At 58.9% G+C, this 23,700-nt stretch carries 19 protein-coding genes; all 19 read right to left on the bottom strand.

Annotated elements, in window-relative coordinates; genetic code table 11:
* Positions 1–47: 47 nt before the first annotated feature.
* The gene (locus J8G15_RS14335; RefSeq protein WP_210542866.1) at positions 48–1,307 is read right to left on the bottom strand and encodes a Zn-dependent hydrolase; all 1,260 of its coding nucleotides are present in this window, start codon (positions 1,305–1,307) and stop codon (positions 48–50) included.
* A 31-nt stretch (positions 1,308–1,338) separates the two neighbouring features.
* Entirely contained in the window at positions 1,339–2,811 is a 1,473-nt protein-coding gene (locus J8G15_RS14330; RefSeq protein WP_210542865.1) for a M81 family metallopeptidase, read from the bottom strand.
* 29 nt (positions 2,812–2,840) lie between these two features.
* Positions 2,841–3,542, bottom strand: a complete 702-nt coding sequence (locus tag J8G15_RS14325) for an ABC transporter ATP-binding protein (RefSeq protein WP_210542864.1) — start codon at positions 3,540–3,542, stop codon at positions 2,841–2,843.
* The gene (locus tag J8G15_RS14320; protein ID WP_210542863.1) at positions 3,539–4,309 is read right to left on the bottom strand and encodes an ABC transporter ATP-binding protein; all 771 of its coding nucleotides are present in this window, start codon (positions 4,307–4,309) and stop codon (positions 3,539–3,541) included. Before J8G15_RS14320 ends, J8G15_RS14325 begins: the two co-directional genes overlap by 4 nt.
* Entirely contained in the window at positions 4,306–5,280 is a 975-nt protein-coding gene (locus J8G15_RS14315; RefSeq protein WP_210542862.1) for a branched-chain amino acid ABC transporter permease, read from the bottom strand. The genes J8G15_RS14320 and J8G15_RS14315 overlap by 4 nt, the downstream gene beginning before the upstream one ends.
* Before the next feature lie 4 nt (positions 5,281–5,284).
* Positions 5,285–6,145, bottom strand: a complete 861-nt coding sequence (locus J8G15_RS14310) for a branched-chain amino acid ABC transporter permease (RefSeq protein ID WP_210542861.1) — start codon at positions 6,143–6,145, stop codon at positions 5,285–5,287.
* A gap of 110 nt (positions 6,146–6,255) precedes the next feature.
* A complete protein-coding gene (locus tag J8G15_RS14305) occupies positions 6,256–7,461 on the bottom strand; it encodes an ABC transporter substrate-binding protein (protein WP_210542860.1) in 1,206 nt (401 codons plus the stop codon).
* A 123-nt stretch (positions 7,462–7,584) separates the two neighbouring features.
* A complete protein-coding gene (locus J8G15_RS14300) occupies positions 7,585–8,322 on the bottom strand; it encodes a response regulator transcription factor (protein ID WP_210542859.1) in 738 nt (245 codons plus the stop codon).
* A 10-nt stretch (positions 8,323–8,332) separates the two neighbouring features.
* Positions 8,333–10,342, bottom strand: a complete 2,010-nt coding sequence (locus J8G15_RS14295; protein ID WP_210542857.1) for a sensor histidine kinase — start codon at positions 10,340–10,342, stop codon at positions 8,333–8,335.
* A gap of 341 nt (positions 10,343–10,683) precedes the next feature.
* A complete protein-coding gene (locus J8G15_RS14290) occupies positions 10,684–11,964 on the bottom strand; it encodes an amidohydrolase family protein (protein WP_210542855.1) in 1,281 nt (426 codons plus the stop codon).
* On the bottom strand, positions 11,965–12,888 hold the full coding sequence (locus J8G15_RS14285; protein WP_210542854.1) for an ABC transporter permease: 924 nt from the start codon (positions 12,886–12,888) through the stop codon (positions 11,965–11,967). It lies immediately after the preceding gene.
* Positions 12,889–12,970: 82 nt separating this feature from the next.
* A complete protein-coding gene (locus J8G15_RS14280; protein WP_210542852.1) occupies positions 12,971–14,032 on the bottom strand; it encodes an ABC transporter permease in 1,062 nt (353 codons plus the stop codon).
* Positions 14,029–15,582, bottom strand: coding sequence for an ABC transporter ATP-binding protein (locus tag J8G15_RS14275; protein ID WP_210542850.1), 1,554 nt, complete (start codon positions 15,580–15,582; stop codon positions 14,029–14,031). The genes J8G15_RS14280 and J8G15_RS14275 overlap by 4 nt, the downstream gene beginning before the upstream one ends.
* Before the next feature lie 31 nt (positions 15,583–15,613).
* Positions 15,614–16,621 (bottom strand): BMP family protein, encoded by a 1,008-nt coding sequence (locus J8G15_RS14270; RefSeq protein ID WP_210542848.1) that lies wholly within the window; start codon positions 16,619–16,621, stop codon positions 15,614–15,616.
* A gap of 120 nt (positions 16,622–16,741) precedes the next feature.
* Positions 16,742–17,998, bottom strand: coding sequence for a Zn-dependent hydrolase (locus J8G15_RS14265; protein ID WP_210542847.1), 1,257 nt, complete (start codon positions 17,996–17,998; stop codon positions 16,742–16,744).
* 33 nt (positions 17,999–18,031) lie between these two features.
* A complete protein-coding gene (gene hydA / locus J8G15_RS14260) occupies positions 18,032–19,474 on the bottom strand; it encodes a dihydropyrimidinase (protein ID WP_210542846.1) in 1,443 nt (480 codons plus the stop codon).
* Positions 19,471–20,913, bottom strand: a complete 1,443-nt coding sequence (locus J8G15_RS14255) for an NCS1 family nucleobase:cation symporter-1 (RefSeq protein ID WP_210542845.1) — start codon at positions 20,911–20,913, stop codon at positions 19,471–19,473. The genes hydA and J8G15_RS14255 overlap by 4 nt, the downstream gene beginning before the upstream one ends.
* A gap of 10 nt (positions 20,914–20,923) precedes the next feature.
* Positions 20,924–22,234 (bottom strand): NAD-dependent dihydropyrimidine dehydrogenase subunit PreA, encoded by a 1,311-nt coding sequence (preA, locus tag J8G15_RS14250; protein ID WP_210542844.1) that lies wholly within the window; start codon positions 22,232–22,234, stop codon positions 20,924–20,926.
* Positions 22,235–22,275: 41 nt separating this feature from the next.
* Complete coding sequence (locus tag J8G15_RS14245; protein WP_210542843.1) at positions 22,276–23,625, bottom strand: NAD(P)-dependent oxidoreductase; 1,350 nt, start codon at positions 23,623–23,625, stop codon at positions 22,276–22,278.
* Positions 23,626–23,700 lie beyond the last annotated feature (75 nt).

Here is a 23,700-nt window from a genome sequence, read left to right as displayed (position 1 = left end):
GGTAAACGGCTAGAGACCAATAGAGTTCATTCCTTTCTTTGTATCGGTCACACCACCTTGGCCCGCTCCAGCATCGCATGCAGCAGCACATTGCACCCGGCCGTGATGTGCTCGGGCTTGGCGTCTTCAATCTCGTTGTGGCTGATGCCGTCCTTGCACGGGATGAAGATCATACCGGCGGGTGCGAGGCTGGCCATGTAGACCGCGTCGTGTCCGGCGCCGGAGACGGCGGGCATGTTGGAGTAACCCAGCTTTTTGGCGGCACGGGCCACGGCGTCCACGCAGTCTTTGTGAAAACTGATGGCGGAGTAGCTCGATGACGGCTCAATCTTCACCTCCATCCCCGTCTCTTTGGACAGCTTGGCGGCAAAGGCTTTCACCTCGTCGGCCATCTGGTCCACCAGCGCATCGGTGGCGTTGCGCAGATCAATGCTGAATTTGACCCGACCTGGAATCACATTACGGCTGTTGGGAAACACCTGCACCATACCCACCGTGCCCCGGCCATGCGGTGCGTGACGCAGCGCGGCAGCGACCGTCTCTTGCATGATGTGGGTGGCCAACTGCAGCGCGTCTTTGCGCAGTGCCATGGGGGTAGGGCCGGCATGGGCTTCCATGCCGGTGACGGTGCAGTCGAACCAGCGAATGCCGAGCACACCACTGACCACGCCAATGGTGACATCGTTGTCTTCCAGCACCGGGCCTTGCTCGATGTGGGTCTCAAAGTAAGCACCAATCGGGTGGTCGCCCGGCTCTTGGTCGCCGATGTAGCCAATGCGCTTCAGCTCGTCACCCACCGACTTACCTTCGGTGTCGGTGGCGGCGTAAGCGGTTTCCAGCGAGAAGGCTTTGGCGAACACGCCCGAGCCCATCATCACCGGCACAAAGCGCGAACCCTCTTCGTTGGTCCAGAAGGCCACTTCAATCGGCGCTTCAGTCTCAATGCCGTGGTCATTGAGCGTGCGCACCACCTCAATGCCTGCCAAGACGCCGTAGTTGCCGTCAAACTTGCCCCCGGTGGGTTGCGTGTCGATGTGGCTGCCCGTCATGATGGGGGGCAGGCTGTTGTTGCGTCCGGCGCGGCGCATGAAGCCGTTGCCGATTTTGTCGATGGTGACGGTCATGCCGGCCTCTTTCGCCCAGCGCAAGACAAGGTCGCGGCCCTGTTTGTCCAGGTCGGTGAGGGTTAAGCGGCAGACACCGCCTTTGGGCGTGGCACCAATCTGGGCCAGCTCCATGAGCGAGGCCCACAGGCGTTCGCCGTTGATGCGCAGGGTGTCGATGCCGGGGGTGATGGCTGTGTTCATGGTGACCTTGTCGGCAGTTGCAAAATGAAAGTCAAAGTTGATCCAGGGGGAACACCGGGCGTTTCACGTGGACAAACGGAAACAGCGAGTAATCCGAGCTGGTCACGCCCGCGCTGTCGCACTCAACCAAGGCGTGTGCGAGGGGCTCAAAGACGGGGCGGCAGTACATGCGCGATTTCAATAAAACAAAGTGATGCGCGCTCGGGTCTAAGCTGACGCATTGAAAGACGCCAAGGTCCCAGGGTTCGTGAGGGCGCTCAGTCACCACAATCTGCGCCGTGCCAATGTCGAACAGCACGGTGCGGCCCATGGTGCAGCGTTGGCCGGTGTAGATGGGCCCGGTCACGGTGTATGCGCCGTCGCTGATGGCGCGCACCGTGCCTCGTACCACCATGGGTTGTTTGACAATGCCCAACTGCGTCAACGCCACTTTGTTGCCTAAGGCGAGGCTGACCTCTGCACCCATGCCGGCTTGAATCAAGGTATCAACCGCCTCGGGGTCGCACAGCGGGCCCACGGCAATGTCTTGCAACCCCTGCGCCAGTGCCGCCTGCAGAACATCCATGGTGTCGCAGGTGCCGCCAGACATGCAGTTGTCGCTGTGGTCTAGCAGCAGCACGGGTTGACTGGCTCCCACGGCCAACGCCTGCGCCCGTTCCATCGAACTGACCAGTGGCTCGCTGTCATACACAAACTCTGTACGGTCGGCCCAGATTTGTTTCGCGATTTGATCCGCGACGGCTTGCGCTTCAATCACCCCTTGTGGCGTGGCCGCGCTGGTTACAACCACGCTGACGCAGGGCGCTTCAATATCCGCCAAAGAAAAGCCGGCGAAGACGGTCACGGCAGGCACGTTGACGCACTCGGCCGCCGTGGCGGCTTGCACCGCACGTTGCATGGCACCGTTGAGGGTGGTGCTGCGCAGGGTATGACTCATGAGGGGTAGCTGGTGCCAGCGCACGGTGTAGCGCGCTTTGCCTTGCAGCATCGCCAGCAGCAGGCGACCCGCATGTTCGCCCGTTTCGTACATGTCCACGTGAGGGTAGGTTTTAAAACCCACCACCACATCCGCGTTGTCTATGATCTTTTGGGTGATGTTGCCATGCAGGTCCAGCGCCACGCCAATGGGCACGCCCGGCGCGGCGGCACGCACGCGTGCCAGCAAGTCACCTTCACCGTCGGTGCTGTTTTCGGCGACCATGGCGCCATGCAGGTCGAGCAGAATGGCGTCGCATCCAGGCGCCGCGCTCACGATGCACTCCGTAAGTTCGTCGTAAGCCTGTGCTTGCGCGGGGCCACTGGGGTTGGCCATGGCGGAGAGCGGCGTTATCAGCGTGGCACCGGCAATTTTTGCCAAATCAATGAAAGCCGCCATGGCGGTGCGCATGCCAAAGTTGTCGCGGTAGGCTGCCTCACCATACGTGGGGGAAAAGGCTTGCAGCGGCGTGGGCACGGGCGAGAAGGTGTTGGTTTCGTGGTTCAACCGAGCAATCAAAATCTTCATGTGTGTCTCCAATTTCATCTCTTCTCAAATTAAACCAAACCAACACCCAGGTATCGGTCCTTGACGGCCACATCCCCTAAAAAGGTAGCGTTGTCTGCGCTGTAAACAATGGCGCCTTGCTCGATGATGTAATGCCGATCCGCCAGTTGCGTGCAAACTTCCAAATTCTGTTCCACCAGCAAGATGGCCACGCCCGCCGCCTTGATGGTCTTGAGCTGCGCCACAATTTCTTCCACGATCACGGGGGCCAGACCCTCCACCGGCTCGTCCAGCATGAGCAACTTCGGGTCATTCATCAAGGCGCGCCCAATGGCCAGCATTTGTTGCTCACCCCCTGAGAGTTGAGCGCCGCCGTTTTTGCGACGCTCCTTGAGGCGAGGAAAGATTCGGTACACGTCGTCGAGTTGCCAAGGCGAACTTTTGCGCTGACCCAAGAGCAAGTTTTCTTCCACTGTGAGCAACTTGAAGATGCCTCGGCTCTCTGGCACCAGGCAAATGCCGCGCTGGGCAATGAGGTGTGAGGGTAGGCCTGCAATGGCTTGCCCGCAAAACCGAATGCCGCCCTGTGTTGGCGGCAGCACGCCCACAATGCACTTGAGGGTGGTGGTTTTACCGGCGCCGTTGCGCCCCAGCAGTGTGACCAGTTCACCTTCGTTGACCTGCAAGGTGACGCCCTGCAGCACATGGCTTTTGCCGTAATGGGCGTGGCCGTTTTCTATGTCCAAAATCATGCTTTCCCCCCCGTAATCATGTTGCCCAGGTAAGCGGCGCGCACGCGGTCGTCGCTGCGAATTTCATGGGGAAGCCCTTCGGCTAAGACGCGACCTTGTTGCATCACGGTCACAGTGTCTGAAATATCCATCACGATGTTCATGTTGTGTTCGATCAGCACCACGGTGTGCTCGTCGCGCAGGCTCTTAATGAAATGCTTCATGTCTTCCAGGTCGTCAATCCCCATGCCTGAGGTCGGCTCGTCCAGAAAAATGGCTTTGGGGCGCGCAGCCAGGGCCATGCCCACTTCCAATCGGCGTTGTTGCCCATGGGACAGATTACCGGCCGGCACCGTGGCAAAGCTCTCCAGTCCTAACTTGGCCAACACGTTGGCAACAATGTCTGCGCGTGAGCGAGTGCCCTCAGGTTCGTGCCAGCAATTCAGAGCCGTGTTGGGTGACGTGCCCTGCGCTGCAAGTCGCAAGTTCTCACGCACCGACAGGCTGAGAAACAGGCTCGTGACTTGGAAGGAGCGGGCAATGCCCCGTTGCACGCGGCGATGGTCAGGCTCGTTGGTGACGTCGTGTCCGTCAAATAAAATGCGACCGCCGCTGACAGACTTGGTACCCGTGAGCATATGAAACAGCGTTGTTTTACCCGCGCCGTTCGGACCGATCACGGAATGCACCGTGTTGGCCCGCACCTTGAGGTCCACGCCACCCAATGCGGCAAACTTACCGTAGTACTTTTCGATGCCAATGGCTTCTAGCAAGATGGGCGAGCTCATGCTTGTTCTCCTTTTCTACTCACAGAACGCCATTTGTTGCGCACCATTCCCCAGAGCTTTTCGCCCAAGCCCCAGAGGCCACGTTGCATCCACAAGCTGATGGCAATGAGCACCATTCCGAGCAACAGAAGCCAACGCGGCCACAAGGTGGAGAGCCAATCACCCAGCAGCAAATAGAAGGCCGAGCCCAGCACTGAGGCAAACAGATTGCCAGTGCCTCCAATGACGGTCATGACCAGAATCATTTCACTGGTGTGGTACTCCGCATTGGAGAGTGGCGCAATGCCGGTCATCATGGCGTGCAGCGCACCGGCCAAGCCGGTGACCGCGCCCGAAATCACAAAAGCCTGCAGCTTCAGTAGTTTGAGGTTGTAGCCAATGGCGCCTGCGCGCTCCTCGTTGTCACGCACGGCAAGCAAGGTGCGCCCAAAGGTTGAGCGTGATACTTTGAGCAGCAACCAGAACGCCGCCATGAAGATCACGGCCACAAAACCGTAGAACTGCCATGGCGAGACCAATGGCCACAGCACGTGACCGAAGACGGACAGGCTCGGGCGAGGGATGTCCAGCAGCCCGTTGTCACCGCCCGTGATGTCGGTCGCGGTGTAGGCGACGAAATAGAACATCTGGGCGAAAGCCAGCGTCAACATGACGAAATACGTCCCCTTTTGACGAATGGCCACCCACCCCACAATCGCGGCACCTAACGCGCCCACGACAACTGCCAAGGTGAGCGCCAGAGGCATCGGCAATGGCCAGCGCGTCAAGGTGAGTGCAATGGTGTAACTGCCCAAGCCAAAGAAGATGCCTTGACCAAATGACAGCAGCCCAGTGAATCCCAGCAACAGGTTGCAACCCATGGCAGCCAAACCGAAGATCAGGACTTCGCTGGCTAAAGAGCCGGATTGCATCAAAACGGGCATCAGCAGCACAGCAACCAAGGCCAAGAGAAGGTGAGTATTTTTTTTCATGAGGCTATTCCTTGCGACCGAGCAAGCCATGGGGACGCAGCAACAAGATGGCTGCCATGGCGATGTAAATCATCAAACGCGCGCCTTCTGGCCACAGTGTGCTCATCACGCTTTGCACCACACCAATCAGCAGCCCCCCCAACAAGGCGCCACTAAAACTTCCCAGACCTCCGACCACTACGATGACAAAAGCAATACCTAGCGCCTCGATCCCCATAAATGGTTCAGCCCCGCGAATCGGTGCAGCCAGCACACCTGCCAAAGCGGCTGTGGCCGCACCCAATGCAAAGACGAGACTGAAAATTCTAAAAACGTTAATGCCCAGCAATGACACCATCTCCGTTGACTCGCTGCCGGCGCGCACGGCGCTTCCCAGCCGAGTGCCTTCTAGGACAAACCACAACAGGACGGCGAGGATTGCGGTGAAACCAATCACAAATAGCCGGTATTTGGGATAGATGAAATTGCCCCACATCACCACGCCTTGAAGCAAATCGGGCACGGGTACGTTGCCACCCAGCGGGCCCCATTGCAAGATGACCAGTTCCTGAATGACCAACGCCAAACCGACTGTGACCACGATATGAAATTCGTGGGCCTTGTTATACACATGGCGCAGGATCAGCTTCTCAGCCAGCCAGCCAATCGCACCGACAGCCAGCGGCGACACGATCAAGGACCACCAGAAACTTACGCCCCACTGCGTCAGCTGATAGCAAAAATACGCGCCCAGTAAATAGAAGGCGCCATGGGCAAAATTGACAAAGCGTAACAAACCAAAAACGATGGACAAACCGACGGCCAACAAGAAGTACAGCATGCCGATGCCGATCCCGTTGATGATCTGAAGTAGATAGATGTTCATGCGATGTCTAATGCAGAAATGAAGCACTCCCAAAGCGCTGGACAGCGCTTCGAGCGGGAAATGCAGAAGTGGGTCTCAGCGCGACACCGCGCTGAGCCACGGGTGAACGGTCAGGTCCGTTTGCAGCCTGTTTGGTCAATCGGAAGGAATGATTTGCCAGAGCTCAGGACATCAACATAGTCGTCCTTGTTCTTCATTTTGGATTTCGCTTTGCCTTTAAGCAAGTAGTAGTTTTTGACCACTTGGTGGTCAGCTTTGCGAACCTCTTCTTCGCCCGTCAAACCTTGGTACTTCATGCCTTCAAGCGCAGCAATAACCGCTTTTTGCTCAACGGTTCCCGCCTTGATGATGCCGTCGATGAGCAGCTTGGTGCAGGTGTAGGAACCCGCCAGACTGTAGTTGGGGTTGGATTTGAATACAGCGTTGGAGCGCTTCACCAAATCACGGTTCAGCTCGGAGTCCACGGTATGCCAGTACTGCGCACCAAAGTAAATGCCTTCACACAGGTCGGCGCCCAGCGATTCAAACTGCTCCAAGCCGGAAGCCCAAGCGACCAAGATGGTCATGTTCTTGTTCATGCCAAAACTCACCGCTTGACGCAAGGTGTCAGCGCATTGGGCACCAAAGTTCAGCAGCAGCAGAACATCGGGCTTGGCTGCCAAGGCGTTGGTGATGTAGCCGCTGAATTCCTTTTCGGCGAGCGAGTGGTAGCTGTTGCCCACATGCTCGATTCCTTTTTCTTTGAAGATGTTTTTTGCTGCTGACAGCAAGCCATCACCAAACACGTACTGCGGTGTGATGGTGTACCAGCGCTTGGCTTTGGGCATGGATTCAATGAGGGGGCGCACCGTCTGCTCAATGGCACCAAAGGTGGGCACTGACCAACGGAAGGTGGCAACATTGCAGTCGGCTCCCGTGATTTCATCGGCACCTGCTGTGGTGATGAAAATGGCGCCGGCTTTTTCGGCCTCCTTGCCCATCGCGAGGGCTTCGGACGACAAAATACCGCCTGCAAAAAATCGTGTTCCTTGTTGCTGTGCAGCTTCCTGAACCTTGCGAATGGCCGTGGCTGGTTTGCCCTCTGTGTCGAGCAAGGTGTAGGCCAGAGGCCGCTTGAGAGCGGTGCCGTATTGCTCTATGGCCAGCTTCATACCCAAGTCAGCATATTTGCCGTTGGCGGCAAATGCACCCGACACAGGAACTGGACAACCAAATTGAATGGCGTTTGTTGACTGGGCAAAAGCAGACTGAATCAGTCCCAGTGAAGAGGGCAGAGCACCCAAGGCGGATAGTTGAAGGATGTGACGACGTAGCATGGTGGATTCCTCATGTGTGCAAAAGAACACCTCGAGTTTTTCGCAAAATCCCCCTTCACGCAGCTTCAATTTCTTTCATTTTCTGTCATCTTTCATACGGGATATCCCGTACGCCCAATGGCCCTAGACAGAATTCTTTTCTTGCGATAAACGGGCGTGCGCCGTGAACGCGTAACCCAGTTGATGGGCCGTTTTGAGGGGCAGCGGCTCAGTCAGCATGTCGCTGGCTTTCTTGCGCAGGCGGGCCACCAGCAAGTTCAAGCGCTCATTGCCATTTTGTGCGCGTGCGCCCTGGATCTGTGTGATCAAATCCTGCTTGGATACAACCTTGCCTTGCGAGCGGATCAGACAGTTCAGTAGGGCGAACTCGTGTGTGGTCAGAGGCAGCACCATGCCCTGTGGTGAGACGAGTTGCCAGTCTTGGGTTGCCAAGGTCCAGGGTCCTTTTGAGAGATCGGAAGGAGAACGATTTAGCTCATCTGAGTGCAGCACCAGGCGCTTGCCAACCGCATCGATGTTCGCGGCGAGTTCAAGCAGGCTGACAGGCTTAATCAGGTAGCGATCAGCCCCGGAGCGCATCCCCAACAAGCGGTCATTGAGAGCATCCCGAGCACTCAGTATGATGACCGCCACCTCAGGTCGGTCCATCAACAGTTTGGCCACAGACAGGCCACTTTCACCCGGCAGGCCGACGTCCAGAATCACGACATCCACGGGGTTGACCATGAAATTTCGATAGAAAGACTCTGCGCTGCCTGCCCCCCAAACCGTATACCCAGCATCCAGTAAAAATTCCTCAATGGAATGCAACTGATCGACGTCGTCCTCAACAATGGCAATGCGGGGTTTTGGCGTTTTCATGAGCTTCAGTTTAGGCGGTAGGCGGAGCAAGCAAGGAAATGCTTAAGACAAACCGACTGCCGACCGGTTCGCGCCGAGACATATGGACGCTTCCTCCGTGCAGTGTGGCGATGCGCTCTACCAGGGCCAGTCCCAAGCCTGCGCCAGGTTTGCCTTCTGCGGCGCGTCCGCGGCGGTATTTGTGGAAAATCAACTCGACCTCTTCGTCTGGAATACCAACACCATAGTCATTCACCGCAAAATGGCAGTGTTCCTTGTCAGCCCAGACCTGCAGTTCCACCGTCGTCCCTTCAGGTGAATACTTGAAGGCGTTGGACAGCAGGTTGGTCAGCGCGATGCGCAGAAGAACCTCATCACCGTGCACCGTTGGCAAATCATGCGATACATTGATGTCAAAGTGCTGGTTGGTGGTCAACTGCGCACCGCCATTCGTCACCCATAACAGCATGCGTATGACATCAATAGGCGCTGTTTGGACGCCAAAATTTTGACTGTCGATCCGATCTTGAGTCAGGCAGTTATCAAAAAAATTGGCGATTCGAGCAGACCCCCGGCGGATGCGCTCTGCCACGGCAAGTTGGGCAGGATCGTCCTTCAATCGAAAGGATAGCAACTGTGCTGCGGTGTCAATCACTGCCAGCGGCGATCGCACTTCGTGTGACAGCATGGCAATGAACTGACGTTCATCGGTTAGTGCTTGCTCAATGACGCTCAGCGCTTCCTTGAGTTCGATGGTGCGTTCAGCCACTTCGTGCTCCAGGCTGTCGGCATGTTGTTTCAAGTGCCCGGCCATGACCCCCATGGCGGCAGAGAGTCCGGTCAGCTCACGAATAGGACTGGATTTGGGTGGGGCGGCACTCCAGTCGCCTTGTGTCAGGCGGGCTGCCCAGCCACTCAGCGATGACAAGGGCTGCACCACCCGGTTCGTGACAAAAATTGCGAAAAGAACCGCTGCCATCATCACGGCCAGTGTGAGTGAGACGACATTGCGAACGATGCCATGCAGAGGAGTGTTGAACTGGCTTTCTGGCAGAACAACCCCCATGGTCAGCTCAGGCCCGTTAGCAAGTTGGTGCGTCCACCAGCGGGCCAAATGACGGGTGCCATTGACGGTGATGAATTGGTTGCCCTCAGCAGCGGCGGTATCTCGAATTCGTTCCCCCACCACCCGCAGGATGGGGTCTATGCTGTTGGCTGTTTTAACCCGATAGTCGTTGCGGTTGGCGTCCAGATGAAAGGTGGGCTCGGCGGTAGAGGTGGCCAGTAGTTCACCGGCGGAGTCGGCCAGAAAGGCAATGCTGTTCGATTCGCTTACAACCAGCTTCAGAAAGTCGCTGACTTGGGACAGGGCCAGGTCGGCACTGGTGACGCCCACCATGACGCCGCTCTCGGAAAACACGGGTGCCGACACGCCCATTCCCATCGCCGTGTAAGCGGATTGTTCATCCTCAATCATGTATCGGTAAGGCGCATACCACGCCAATCCACCATTCCAGATGGCAGACTTGTACCAAGGGCGAATACGTGAGTCGAAATGGATATCGCTGTGCGATATGCGGTCGCCACGCTTGCTCACGTCATTGACGCGAAAAACCTCCATGGCGCGGTTGTCCGCGATGCGGGCACGCAGCATGCGAAAATCACCGTCTGCTCCGAGGGGGGGGCGACTGCCCGCATAGTACTGGCCGTCAATCATTCCCATGGAGACAAAAGTCAGCTGCGGCTGCTGACGAATTTGCAGAAGAAATTGACGCATGAGTTCTTCAGGCTGCGCGTAATTCAGATAACCCGCTTTGGCTTGCTCGATATTAAAGGTCACGACCCGCAATGGGATATCAAAGAACGCAATCACTTTTTCGCGCACACGGCCTGACACATCATCTGCGATTTGTTGTGCAAACTGCTCGGTGGCGTCAAGCGCGGAGCGGTAAAAGAACCAACCGCTGGCGATCATGATGGGCAGCAAAACGACCAGCAAGGCGCCGATCAGGAACGTTCTAAGGGCGATGTGGCGGGGCATACATGGGTATTCTCAAACAAAAGACGCACATCGAAATGAGTGGTGTGCAGAAAGCGCCCTGCATCAAAGCACCATCCGCTTGGGCGCTGTGCCAACGTGGGTAGTCAGGTTGTGAGCCTGCAGCATGAGGTGGGGGTTTCGCTCGCGGCGTCTCAAAAGGCAATGTTCACATTGTTGAGCAAGCCCCGGTCTCTCAGCACAAAACCGTTGTAAGGAATGTTCATCACGTTGTCACCACCTCTTGGCGGATGCCATCTTCACCGACAGCAGGTGAAGCTTTGAGCCACCTCAAAGCCTGCGTGGTACTCAGCGTCCCAACGCAGTTTGATGGGTTGAGGCTTTTAACTCCATGCGGTGTGGGTGGGGCGTCCCGGCATGTGCAGCTGGCTGCGCGTCACGGGTGTTTCTGCCAGCAATTGGCCGCGCCGAAACACCTTGAGTCGGGTGGCTCGGAGCCGAATAGCTTCGACGGGGTCGCGCGCTTGTAACAACACGAAGTCAGCGTGGCAACCTGCGGACAAGCCATAGTGGTCCAGCCCCATCACGCGGGCCGCATTGGTGGTGACGGCCTCAAAGCATTGCCGCATGGCGGTTTGGCTGGTCATTTGGGCCACGTGCAAGCCCATGTGGGCCACTTCGAGCATGTCGCCACTGCCCAGGCTGTACCAAGGGTCCATGACACAGTCGTGGCCAAACGCGACGTTCACGCCGGCGGCAAGCAGCTCAGGTACGCGGGTCATACCCCGCCGCTTGGGGTAGCTGTCGTGGCGGCCCTGCAGGGTGATGTTGATCAATGGGTTGGCGATGGCGTGCAACTGCGCCTCAGCCATTAATGGGATGAGTTTGCTGACGTAATAGTTGTCCATGCTGTGCATGCTGGTCAGGTGCGAGCCAGTGACCCGGCCTTGCAGGCCCAGGCGTTGGGTCTCAAAGGCCAAGGTCTCAACGTGGCGTGAGTGTGGATCGTCCGACTCATCACAGTGCATGTCCACCCGCAGGCCGCGTTCGGCGGCGAGTTCGCAGAGCAATTTAACGCTGAGGGCGCCGTCCGCCATGGTGCGCTCAAAGTGGGGAATACCCCCAATGACGTCCACGCCCATATCGAGTGCGCGGCGCAGGTTACCAAAGTGCTGGTCGGGCCCCTGTGGACCGCGCAACAGACCATCTTGGGGAAATGCCACCAGTTGCAAGTCGATGAAGGGCGCGACGCGTTGTTTCACTTCCAGTAACGCCTCGACGGCCAGCAATCGAGGGTCACACACATCGACATGGGTGCGAATGGCAAGCAGACCGTTGGCCACCGCCCAGTCGCAATAAGTCAATGCTCGGTCGATCAGCGCCGCTTGGGTCAGCGAGGGTTTGAGCTCGCCCCACACGGCAATACCTTCCAGCAAGGTGCCTGACTGGTTGACCCGGGGAAGGCCATAGCTCAGCGTGGCATCCATGTGAAAGTGGGCATCTACAAACGGCGGGCTGAGTAAAAATCCTTGCGCATCCACTACCGAATGTGCTGGCGTATTCAATGCCGAAGACACTTCAATGATGGTTCCGGCCTGCACGGCCACAGACATGCCTGTGCGCCCATCGGGCAGCGTGGCATTTTGAATCAATAAGTCCAGCATTCAGCGTTCTCCTTTGCGATAGGGCTTCATCAGTGCCTGGGGGTAGCTGGCCTTGCGGGCGACCAGCACCAGCGCCACGATCGACAGTACATAAGGCAGCATCAGGTACAGCTGGTATGGCAAGGTTGCACTGCCCGACTGTTGCAGGCGCAGCTGCAGTGCGTCAAAAAAAGCAAACAGGAGCGCGCCCAGCAGCGCCTTGCCCGGCCGCCAAGAGGCAAACACAACCAGTGCGATACAAATCCAGCCCCGCCCATTGACCATGTTAAAAAAGAAGGCGTTAAAAGCGGACAACGTCAAAAATGAACCGGCCACGCCCATCAGCGCCGAGCCCGCCACGATGGCGCCGGTCCGGGTGGCCGCCACAGAGACGCCTTGGCCTTCGGCGGCCTGCGGGTTTTCGCCCACCATGCGCACGGCCAGCCCCAAGGGGGTTCGGTACAGGGTGTAGCCAATCAGCGGCACCAGCAGCAGGGCCAGTAAGGTCAGTGGGGTTTGCTGCGCCAGAATGGGCAAGCCCAGCCAGTCCATGTCGGCAAAGGGCGTGATCGTGGGTGGCGTGCTGACTTTGGGGAAACTCACGCGGTAGCCGTAGTAACTGAGTGCGGTGGCCAAGAGAGTGATCCCTAAGCCGGAGACGTGTTGCGACAGCGCCAGCCCGACCGTTAAAAAGGCATGCAACAAACCCAAGACCCCGCCAGTGAGCGCCGCCACGGCTACGCCAGCCCACAGCGGCCACCCCAGATAAACCGCCAGCCAGCCCGTGAAGGCGCCCGCCACCATGATGCCTTCAATGCCGAGGTTCAGCACCCCTGCACGTTCGCACAGCAACACGCCCAACGTGCCCAAAATGAGCGGTGTGGCGATGCGCAACACAGCCACCCAGAAGGACGGGTTGGCCAAAATATCAAAGAGTTCGGTCATTTCAGCCGCAGCGCTGTGCCGCCCCAAGTAAGGTGAGCCCTCTCGGAGGACTGTGTGGTACGCGCAGTGACAAGCGTGGGGGTCATTTCACTTTCACCCGGTATTGCGTGAGCAGCGTGGCCACGAGCACCGAAATCAGGGAGGTCGCCACAATCACATCGGCAATGAAAGTGGGCACGCCCACGGCCCGGCTCATGCTGTCAGCCCCGACCAGCATCCCGGCCACAAAAACGCTAGCCGCGATCACGCCCAGGGGGTGCAGTCCCGCCAGCATCGCAATCACGATACCGGTGTAACCGTAGCCCGGTGACATGTCCAGCGTGAGGTAGCTGGTGCGCCCCGCGACTTCAATCGCGCCGGCCAGTCCTGCCAATGCGCCCGACAGCATCGCCACCAGCACCACCGTGCGCGTCACCGACACGCCGGCAAATGCAGCGGCGCGAGGGTTCGCTCCCACCGCGCGAATGTCAAATCCCAGCACGGTGTACTTCATCAGCGCCCACAGCCCCACAGACAAGGCGCAGGCCCACAGCAAGCCGGTGTGCACGCGGGTTTGCGCGATGAGTTTGCTCAACTCTAGCTCAGGCATCAGCACCACGCTCTGTGGCCAGCCCATGGCGGTGGGGTCTTTCATGGGGCCATCCAGCATCAGTGAGACTAGCAGCAGCACGATGAAATTGAGCAGCAGGGTGGTGACCACTTCATCCACGCCTAGCTTGGCTTTCATCAGGGCCGGCCCAAGTAACAACAATGCACCGGCCAGCGCTGCCGCAAGCATCATCAGCACAAACAACGCTGCCGGGTGCAGCGCCAACCCCGTGCCGTCATGCAAGCCGCCCACTGCCACGGCGGCCAGCGCGCCCATGTAGAGCTGCCCCTCGGCGCCAATGTTGAACAGCCTTGCCTTGAATGCGACCGTCGCCGCTAGGCCGGTCAGCATCAGGGGAGTCGCGCGAGTCAGTGTTTCGCTGAAGGCAAACACCGAGCCAAAGCCGCCTTGCCACAGCAACCCATAGGTCTGCCCGACCGGGGCGCCCGCCCACAGCACCAGTAAGGCACTGACGAGTAGGGTGAATGCAACGGCGCCCAGGGGCGCTAGCAGCAACGCCAGACGGGAGGTTTGTGTGCGTTTTTCGAGTCTCATTCCCGTGCATCCTGCCGGTCTGGTACGCCCGCCATGGCCAAGCCAATGGCTTCGCGGCTCCAGTCCTCAGCCATGCGAGGTGGGGTCAGCTGCCCGGCATGCATCACGGCCACGCGGTCGCCCAAGGTCATCACTTCGTCCAAATCATCAGAAATAACCAGCACCGCAGCCCCTGCATCGCGGGCAGCCAGCAGCTGGGATTGCACGTATGCGACGGCACCAATATCCAAGCCCCAAGTGGGTTGGTGAGCAATGATGAGCTTGGGCGTGGTGGCATCAGGTGTATCGGGTGTGTGGTCGGGGTGCAGCAGAGCGCGTCCCAAAATTAATTTCTGCATGTTGCCACCGGACAGTGCGCGTGCCGCCGCCAATGGGCCGCCGCCACGCACATCAAATTGCGCGATTACGCGCTGGGCGTAGGCATGGGCGGCGGTGCGTTTGACCCAACCCCAGCGCGAGAAAGCTGGGCTGCGCAAACGCTCAGACACTGCGTTTTCCCACACGGGAAGGTCGCCCACCACCCCCACCGCGTGACGATCTTCAGGAATACGCGCCACGCCCATTGCCACCCATTGCGACGGATGCGCTGGTAAGGGTTGGCCCATGAAGGTCACGCGCCCCGCTACCTTGGGGCGTGTGCCGCACAACAGTTCGGCCAGCGCGACTTGACCGTTGCCCGAGACGCCAGCAATGGCCACCAGTTCGCCGCTGTGCAGCGTGAGTGAAACCCTCTCAAGCCGTTCACGCCCTAGCGCGGTGCTGACTTGGTCCAGTACGCACACCGGCGCACCCAAGTGGTTGGCGGGCTGGCGCTGCGGTGGGGCCACTGCGTGCCCCACCATCCACTGCGCCAACTGGGCTTGGGTGGTGTCGGTCGCCGTGGCCTGCGCTACCAACTCGCCGCCGCGCAACACGGCAACTCGGTGCGACACACGCAACACCTCGCCCAACTTGTGACTGATGAAAATGATAGACAAGCCCTGCGCCACCATCTGTGCCAGCACGGCAAACAGAGCTTCGCTTTCCTGCGGCGTCAGCACTGCTGTGGGCTCGTCCAGTATCAAAATGCGGGCGCCGCGGTACAGCGCCTTAAGAATCTCCACCCGTTGTCGCTCGCCCACCGACAATTTCCCCACCTGCGCTTTTGGGTCTACCGTGAGGCCAAACTGCTGCGCTACCGACATTAGTTTGTCGCGCGCGGCGCGGTGGCGGGTGAAGGGTTGCCACGGCGGCTCTGATCCCAGCATCACGTTGTCAAGCACGCTCAAGTTGTCAGCCAGAGTGAAATGCTGATGCACCATGCCGATGCCAGCCGCCAACGCCGCCTTGGGGTCACCGGGACGCAAGGGCTTGCCAAACACCTCAATCGTGCCTTCGTCGGCGGTGTAATGCCCAAACAAAATCGACACCAAAGTGGACTTGCCCGCCCCGTTCTCGCCCAGAAGCGCCAGCACCTCGCCGGCCTGAAGTTGCAGCGAGATGTTGTTGTTGGCAACCAGCGTGCCAAAACGTTTGGTGATGCCGGTGAGTTGGAGAACGGGTTGGGTCATCTGTGCGGCAAGGGAATGCTGAGCCTGCGCCTTACTTGGCGGTTGACTTGGGTTGGCTGTCATCCACTTTCACGGTGAATTTGCCGTCGAAAATGTCTTTTTCACGGGCTTTGACTTTGGTAATAATCTCAGCGGGAACTTTTTTCTCAAACGTACCCAGCGGTGCCAATGAGGAGCCCTTGTGCTTCATCATGGAGTACGGGCCATAGTCTTCAGCGGTGAACTTGCCCTCTTTGGCCAGTTTGATCGCACGGTCGGCGGAGGGCTCAAAGTGCCACAGCGCGGAGGCCACCACCGTGTCTGGATACTGGGCTTGGGTGTTAATGACGTTACCAATAGCCAGTTTGCCTTTTTCCATGGCAGCATCACTCACACCAAAGCGCTCCGCGTAGAGCACATCGGCACCCTTGTCGATCATCGCAAAAGCGGCTTCCTTGGCTTTGGGTGGGTCAAACCAGCTGTTGATGAAGCTCACGCTGAACTCCACCTTTGGATTCGATTCTTTTGCCCCCGCCATGAACGCATTCATCAGACGGTTGACCTCAGGAATAGGAAATCCGCCAACCAAACCGATCTTGTGTGTCTTGGTCATGCCGCCTGCAATGAGACCACTCAAATAAGCAGGTTCCTGGATGTAGTTGTCAAACACACTGAAATTGGGCGCCACCGGTTTTCCACTGGAACCCATCAGGAACGACACTTTTGGGAAATCTTTGGCTACTTTGCGGGCCGCGGACTCTACCGCGAAAGCCTCGCCCACGATGAGGGTACTGCCACCATTGGCGTATTCGCGCATGACACGCTCGTAGTCAGCGTTGGAGACGTTTTCGCTTGCTTTGTATTCGATCTCACCCCGCGCCTCGGCGGCTTTGAGTGCGGTGTGCAAACGCCCGGCCCATTGCTGCTCAAAGGGCACGGTGTAAATGCCAGCGACCTTGAGTTTGGCTTGCGCCAACGCCAAGCCGGGGGCGAATGCGCTCACGCTGACCAGTGCGGCCAGGGCAAGTGAAGTTCGGCGGGTCAATAGTTTTAAAGCCATAGGTACTCCAGAGTTTATTAACGTTGAAAACACTACTAAATGAATAGCTGCTTGCGCAATTTGCATAAGGGCTGCAGCCTATTTATGCCTAATAAAACAGCGCATAACTTGTCATGCAAATTATGTGCCAGCCCGCTCCAGCATCGCATGCAGCAGCACATTGCACCCGGCCGTGATGTGCTCGGGCTTGGCGTCTTCAATCTCGTTGTGGCTGATGCCGTCCTTGCACGGGATGAAGATCATGCCGGCCGGGGTTAGGCTGGCCATGTAGACGGCGTCGTGTCCGGCGCCGGAGACGGCGGGCATGTTGGAGTAACCCAGCTTTTTGGCGGCACGGGCCACGGCGTCCACGCAGTCTTTGTGAAAACTGATGGCGGAGTAGCTCGATGACGGCTCAATCTTCACCTCCATCCCCGTCTCTTTGGACAGCTTGGCGGCAAAGGCTTTCACCTCGTCGGCCATCTGGTCCACCAGCGCATCGGTGGCGTTGCGCAGATCAATGCTGAATTTGACCCGACCTGGAATCACATTACGGCTGTTGGGAAACACCTGCACCATACCCACCGTGCCCCGGCCATGCGGTGCGTGACGCAGCGCGGCAGCGACCGTCTCTTGCATGATGTGGGTGGCCAACTGCAGCGCGTCTTTGCGCAGTGCCATGGGGGTAGGGCCGGCATGGGCTTCCATGCCGGTGACGGTGCAGTCGAACCAGCGAATGCCGAGCACACCACTGACCACGCCAATGGTGACATCGTTGTCTTCCAGCACCGGGCCTTGCTCGATGTGGGTCTCAAAGTAAGCACCAATCGGGTGGTCGCCCGGCTCTTGGTCGCCGATGTAGCCAATGCGCTTCAGCTCGTCACCCACCGACTTACCTTCGGTGTCGGTGGCGGCGTAAGCGGTTTCCAGCGAGAAGGCTTTGGCGAACACGCCCGAGCCCATCATCACCGGCACAAAGCGCGAACCCTCTTCGTTGGTCCAGAAGGCCACCTCAACCGGCGCCTCGGTTTCAATGCCGTGGTCATTGAGGGTACGCACCACCTCCAGGCCAGCCAGCACGCCGTAGTTGCCGTCAAACTTGCCCCCGGTGGGTTGCGTGTCGATGTGGCTGCCCGTCATGATGGGGGGCAGGCTGTTGTTGCGTCCGGCGCGGCGCATGAAGCCGTTGCCGATTTTGTCGATGGTGACGGTCATGCCGGCCTCTTTCGCCCAGCGCAAGACAAGGTCGCGGCCCTGTTTGTCCAGGTCGGTGAGGGTTAAGCGGCAGACACCGCCTTTGGGCGTGGCACCAATCTGGGCCAGCTCCATGAGCGAGGCCCACAGGCGTTCGCCGTTGATGCGCAGGGTGTCGATATTGGGTGCGGTGGCTGTGTTCATGGTATTTCTCCTGAAGTCGTTGTGGGTCGGCGACTAGCGCACGATGGGCGTCGGTGCCAGCGTCTCTGAGCGCAAGCGGTTGGCGGTGAAGTTGTCACTGAAGGCGGGGCGCTTGATGTAGCGGCCTTTGCCTTTCACCGCACGCAGATCGCCCTGCACAAACACCAGTTCGCCTTGGCTCACGGTGTGGCTAGGAATGCCTTTGACGGTACGTCCTTCAAAGATATTGAAGTCGCCCTTGCTGTGCTGGGTCTTGACCGACAAGGTTTTTGTGCCTTCGGGGTCCCACACCACCAGATCGGCGTCTGCGCCCACAGCGACGCAGCCTTTGCGGGGGTAGATGTTGAATAGTTTCGCCGTGTTGGCTGATGTGATGGCCACAAACTCGGAGGGCGTGAGGCGCCCGGTGTTGACACCGGCGTCCCAAATAACGGCCAGGCGTTCTTCCACACCACCGGTACCGTTGGGGATTTTCGAGAAATCATCTTTACCGGCTGCTTTTTGCTCGGCGCAAAAGGTGCAGTGGTCGGTGGCCGTGGTGTGCAAATTTCCGCTCTGCAGGCCGCGCCACAGAAATTCTTGGTGGCCTTTGGGACGGAAGGGCGGGCTCATTACGTGCGCTGCAGCGCTGGTGAAGTCGGGGTTGCGGTAAACGCTGTCGTCCAGCACCAAATGGCCGGCCAGCACTTCGCCATACACACGTTGGCCGCGTGCTCGGGCGCGGGCAATGGCTTCGGCCGCTTCAATGCAAGACACATGGACCACGTAAATGGGTACGTTCAGCACATCGGCAATGGCGATGGCGCGGTTGGCCGCTTCTGCCTCCACCATAGGCGGGCGCGACAGCGGGTGGCCCTCGGGGCCGGTGATGCCCATCTCTGCCACCTGTTTTTGCAGCAGGTACACCAGCTCGCCATTTTCAGCGTGCACGGTGGGCATGGCGCCCAACTCTAGCGCGCGTTTGAAGCTGTTCACCAGCGTTTCGTCGTCGCACATGATGGCGTTCTTGTAGGCCATGAAGTGCTTGAAGCTGTTGATGCCTTCTTCTTTCACCAGCGTGCCCATGTCGCGTTTCACGGACTCGTCCCACCAGGTCACAGCGACGTGAAAGCCATAGTCCGCCGCTGACTTTTCTGCCCAGCCACGCCAGGTCTGGTAAGCCTCCATCAGCGATTGCTGCGGGTTGGGGATGACGAAGTCGATGATGGATGTGGTGCCACCCGCCAGACCGGCTGCTGTGCCGGTGAAGAAGTCGTCCATTGTGACGGTGCCCATGAAGGGCAGTTGCATGTGGGTGTGGGGGTCAATGCCGCCGGGCATCACATACTGGCCGCCTGCGTCCACAATCGTGGCGCCCGCCGGGGCTTCCAGGTCTGCTCCTACGGCGGTAATTTTGCCGTCCACACACAGAACGTCGGCTCGGGTTTGGCAGTCGGCGTTGACAACAGTTCCGCCGCGAATTAGCAAGGTGCTCATGATCGTGCTCCACTTAAAGTTAAAGATGAGGTGCGCTTAGCTGTGATCAGGTAATAGGACCCGGCCACCGCGAGGCTGAAGAACCAGCCAAAGTCAAACAGGCTGACCAGAGGGGCTGCTACTGAGGCCCGGTCCAACACGCCGGAGACCACCAAATAGCCCGGCAAGCAGGGCAAGACGCCCAGCGCAAAGGCGATCAGGGCATGGATATTCCAGCCACCGCTGTATTCATAGGCGCCATTGCGGCGGTACAAGTCGTCCACTTTGAGTTCTCCCTTGCGAACTAAATAGTAGTCCACCAGCAGGATTCCGGCAATGGCGCCCAGCAAGGTACCGTATCCGCCCAGCCAGGTGAACAGATAACCGCCCGAGGTGGCCAGCAATTTCCACGGCATGAACAGCAGGCCAATACCGGCCGCAATCAAGCCGCCAGTGCGAAAGCTGATCTTGTCCGGGGCGATGTTGGAGAAGTCATACGACGGCGACACCAGGTTGGCCGCCACATTCGTGGTCAGGTTGGCCAGCAAAATCACCAGCAGGCCAATGGCCGAGGCAAAGGTGCCCATCTGCGTCAGCAAACCGTCGGGGAACATCTGGGCTTTGCCGTACAAGATCTGTGAGGCAGAGAAGCCAATGATGCCGACCATGGAGAACAGCGCCATGGGAATCGGCAGGCCCAGCGCCTGACCCGTCACTTGGTCGCGGTTGCTTTTGGCAAAACGGGTGAAGTCGGGAATGTTCAGCGCCAGCGTTGCCCAAAAACCAACCAGCCCGGTCAGTGCAGCCCATGTCTTGGGGCCTCCTTCAACGACTTTGGCGGGCAAATCAAACAACTGAGCGGCGGGCACTTGAACCAAGGCCCAGGCCACCAAGGCGATGGAGGCCACCAGCATCAAGGGCGCGGCAAAGACTTCCAGCTTGCGAATCGACTCCACGCCGTTCCAGATGAAATAGATGTGCACGGCCCAAAAGGCGTAAAAGCACACCAGCTGTGAGGTGCTGATGAACTCGCCTTCACCGGGTCCAGCTAGGCCCATGCCGATCACATTCAAAAAGCCATGCAGAGCCAGTGCCCCGAAATAGCAGTTGATGGAGAACCAGCCGCAGGCCACCAGGCCGCGCAAAACGGCTGGCAGATTGGCTCCTTTCACACCAAACGACGCGCGCGCCAGCACAGGAAAGGGAACGCCGTAGCGGGTGCCGGTGCGACCGATCAGAATCATCGGCACCAACACGATGCAGTTGGCCACAAACACCAACCAGATCGCCATTTGCCAGGTGAAGCCTTGGTCCAACATGCTGCTGGCCATGGTGTAGGTGGGCACGCAAACCACCATGCCAATCCACAGGGCGGTGAAATCGCGAATTCGCCAGGTGCGCTGCGCTGCCGTGGTGGGCAGCAAGTCCTCGTTGCTTAAAGAATGGTCGTTAGTTGACATTGGGGGTCCTTCAGGCTGCGGCTTTGGCCATGGGGTTGTTGGGGTGGGTGGTCCAGTCCGCGTGGGTGGCACTCACGGTTTTTCCGGTGCGCAGATCAACTTCTCCCGGCATCAGGTCGCGCAGGGTGATGCACTCGGGCACTGGGCAGACGATCACGCAGAGGTTGCAGCCCACGCATTCGTCTTCTTTAACCTCGAAGAAGCGTTTGCCGTCCTTCATATTCGTGATGGCCTGGTGCGAGGTGTCTTCGCAGGCAATGTGGCAGCGGCCGCACTCAATGCAGGAGTCCTGGTTGATGACGGCTTTGCTGATGTGGTTCAGGTTGATGTAGCGCCAGTCCGAGACGGTAGGCGTTGCCTTGCCGACAATTTGACTGACGGACTCAAAGCCCATGTCGTCCATGTAGTTGGACAGGCCGTCGGCCATCTCTTGAACGATTTTGAAGCCGTACACCATGGCCGCGGTGCAGACCTGCACATTGCCCGCGCCCAGCGCAATGAAGTCCAGCGCATCGCGCCAGTTGCCGACGCCGCCAATGCCGGAAATGGGGAGGCCGGCGGTGAGCGGATCACGGGCGATTTCGGCCACCATGTTCAGTGCAATGGGCTTCACGGCCGGGCCGCAGTAACCACCGTGCGAGCCTTTGCCGCCAGTGGACGGCGTCATGGTCAGCGTGTAGGGGTCCACACCCATGATGGAGTTGATGGTGTTGATGAGGGACACCGCATCCGCCCCGCCTTTTTTGGCGGCACGGGCGGGCAAGCGCACGTCCGTGATGTTGGGGGTGAGTTTCACGATGACCGGCAGCTTGGAGTAATGCTTGCACCAGGCCGTCACCATCTCGATGTATTCCGGCACCTGACCCACAGCCGCGCCCATGCCGCGCTCGCTCATGCCATGTGGGCAGCCAAAGTTGAGTTCAATGCCATCGGCGCCGGTGTCCACTAGGCGCGCCAAAATGGCTTTCCAGGACTCCTCCACACAAGGCACCATCAGCGAGACGATCATGGCGCGGTCGCTCCAGTTGCGCTTGACCTCGGTGATCTCTTTCAGGTTGAGGTCCAAGTCACGATCGGTGATCAGCTCAATGTTGTTAAAGCCCATCAAGCGCCGATCGGGTGTGAGCAAGGCGCCGTAGCGCGGGCCGTTGACGTTGACCACAGGGGGACCAGCTTCACCCAGTGTTTTCCAGACCACGCCACCCCAACCGGCTTCAAAGGCGCGGTTGACGTTGGTGGCTTTGTCGGTGGGGGGCGCAGAGGCCAGCCAGAAGGGATTGGGGCTTTCGATGCCAGCGAATGTGGTTTTTAGATTGGCCATGGTGTTTCTCCAGTTTTCTTCAATGTGAGGGTGGCGACGGCTCAGACGCCCATCAGGTGGGTGTGGATAGCTTTTGCAGATTGCTTGCCGTGCTCCACGGCTTCAACCGTCAGGTCCAGGCCGCCGGCGCGGCAGTCGCCACCGGCCCAAATGCCGGGCAGGTTGGTGGTGCCGGAAGCGTCTGTGGCAATGCGTCCGCCTTGCAGCGTCAAGCCCATTTGCGCGAGCACCGGGTTGCCCAGTTGCTGGCCAATGGCTTTCAACACGGTGTCGGCTTCCCAGGTCAGTTCGCGCCCGGTGGCTTTTAACTTGCCGTCCATCATGGCTTGCTCGGCAAAGCGCACCGCGGTCACGTGGCCGTTTTCGCCCAGAATCTCTACCGGAGCCAGCCAGTGGTGCAGCACGACGCCATTGGTTTGCGCCCATTCCTGCTCGGCTTTGGACGCCGTCATGGTTTCCACGCCACGCCGGTAGGCCATGTGAACGACGGAGGCGCCGAGCAGCTTGCTTTGCACCGAGGCATCCACGGCGGTCATGCCACCGCCAATGACGATGACACGGCGGCCCACAGGCAGCGTGGCCAGGTCTTCGGTCTGGCGCAGCGTGGCAATGAAGTCCACTGCGTCCTGCACACCACTTAACTCCTCACCCGGTACACCGAGTTGGTGCGTGGTGGACAGCCCCATGCCCAGAAAGAGGGCGTCATAGTCTTTTTGAAGCGCACTCACCTGAGCGGCAGTTTCCAGGCGCCAATCGTGGCGCATTTCAATACCGCCAATGTCCAGCAGCCATTCAATTTCTTTTTGGGCAAAGTTGTCCGGGGTTTTATAGCTGGCCAAGCCATATTCGTTGAGGCCACCGGCCTTGGCATTGGCGTCAAAAACCACCACGTCATGGCCGAGGCGCGCCAATGTGAAGGCGCAGGCCAGGCCCGCCGGGCCGGCCCCCACCACGGCCACTTTCTTGCCCGTGGTGGGGGCGCGGGTGAATAGCTGTGGCTTGGGGCTTTCCATCAACGCATCCACGGCGTGGCGTTGTAGGCGGCCAATGGCCACCGGCACCCCTTCTTGGGTGTTGCGCACGCAAACCGCTTCACACAGGTTCTCCGTGGGGCAGACCCGGGCGCACATGCCGCCCAGCGGGTTGGCGTCCAGAATGGCGTGTGCTGAGCCGCGCAAATTGCCATCGGCAATGCGCTTGATGAAGGAGGGGACATCAATGCTGGTGGGGCAGGCCGTGACGCAGGGGGCGTCATAACAGTAGAGGCAACGCTCCGCCTCCAGCACGGCCTGTGCCTGGGTAAAGCGGGGCGTGGCGTCGGAAAAACGCTTGGCGTACTCAGGGGCACTCAAGCGGCCAGCTTGAACATCAGGGGGCAGGGTGGTAGACACGTTGAAACTCCTTCAAAGAGGGGTGAGATCGAACTCGGAACATAAAAACTGACCATTTAGTCAAGTTCTGAATTG

This window comes from Rhodoferax sp. PAMC 29310, assembly GCF_017948265.1.
GTDB lineage: Bacteria > Pseudomonadota > Gammaproteobacteria > Burkholderiales > Burkholderiaceae_C > Rhodoferax.
This window is presented reverse-complemented; position numbering and strand designations above follow the sequence as displayed.

Bases quoted from the DNA above. Each gene is read 5' to 3' on its own strand.
- J8G15_RS14335 (WP_210542866.1), bottom strand. From the start codon at position 1,307: ATGAACACAGCCATCACCCCCGGCATCGACACCCTGCGCATCAACGGC.
- J8G15_RS14330 (WP_210542865.1), bottom strand. From the start codon at position 2,811: ATGAAGATTTTGATTGCTCGGTTGAACCACGAAACCAACACCTTCTCG.
- J8G15_RS14325 (WP_210542864.1), bottom strand. From the start codon at position 3,542: ATGATTTTGGACATAGAAAACGGCCACGCCCATTACGGCAAAAGCCAT.
- J8G15_RS14320 (WP_210542863.1), bottom strand. From the start codon at position 4,309: ATGAGCTCGCCCATCTTGCTAGAAGCCATTGGCATCGAAAAGTACTAC.
- J8G15_RS14315 (WP_210542862.1), bottom strand. From the start codon at position 5,280: ATGAAAAAAAATACTCACCTTCTCTTGGCCTTGGTTGCTGTGCTGCTG.
- J8G15_RS14310 (WP_210542861.1), bottom strand. From the start codon at position 6,145: ATGAACATCTATCTACTTCAGATCATCAACGGGATCGGCATCGGCATG.
- J8G15_RS14305 (WP_210542860.1), bottom strand. From the start codon at position 7,461: ATGCTACGTCGTCACATCCTTCAACTATCCGCCTTGGGTGCTCTGCCC.
- J8G15_RS14300 (WP_210542859.1), bottom strand. From the start codon at position 8,322: ATGAAAACGCCAAAACCCCGCATTGCCATTGTTGAGGACGACGTCGAT.
- J8G15_RS14295 (WP_210542857.1), bottom strand. From the start codon at position 10,342: ATGCCCCGCCACATCGCCCTTAGAACGTTCCTGATCGGCGCCTTGCTG.
- J8G15_RS14290 (WP_210542855.1), bottom strand. From the start codon at position 11,964: ATGCTGGACTTATTGATTCAAAATGCCACGCTGCCCGATGGGCGCACA.
- J8G15_RS14285 (WP_210542854.1), bottom strand. From the start codon at position 12,888: ATGACCGAACTCTTTGATATTTTGGCCAACCCGTCCTTCTGGGTGGCT.
- J8G15_RS14280 (WP_210542852.1), bottom strand. From the start codon at position 14,032: ATGAGACTCGAAAAACGCACACAAACCTCCCGTCTGGCGTTGCTGCTA.
- J8G15_RS14275 (WP_210542850.1), bottom strand. From the start codon at position 15,582: ATGACCCAACCCGTTCTCCAACTCACCGGCATCACCAAACGTTTTGGC.
- J8G15_RS14270 (WP_210542848.1), bottom strand. From the start codon at position 16,621: ATGGCTTTAAAACTATTGACCCGCCGAACTTCACTTGCCCTGGCCGCA.
- J8G15_RS14265 (WP_210542847.1), bottom strand. From the start codon at position 17,998: ATGAACACAGCCACCGCACCCAATATCGACACCCTGCGCATCAACGGC.
- hydA (WP_210542846.1), bottom strand. From the start codon at position 19,474: ATGAGCACCTTGCTAATTCGCGGCGGAACTGTTGTCAACGCCGACTGC.
- J8G15_RS14255 (WP_210542845.1), bottom strand. From the start codon at position 20,913: ATGTCAACTAACGACCATTCTTTAAGCAACGAGGACTTGCTGCCCACC.
- preA (WP_210542844.1), bottom strand. From the start codon at position 22,234: ATGGCCAATCTAAAAACCACATTCGCTGGCATCGAAAGCCCCAATCCC.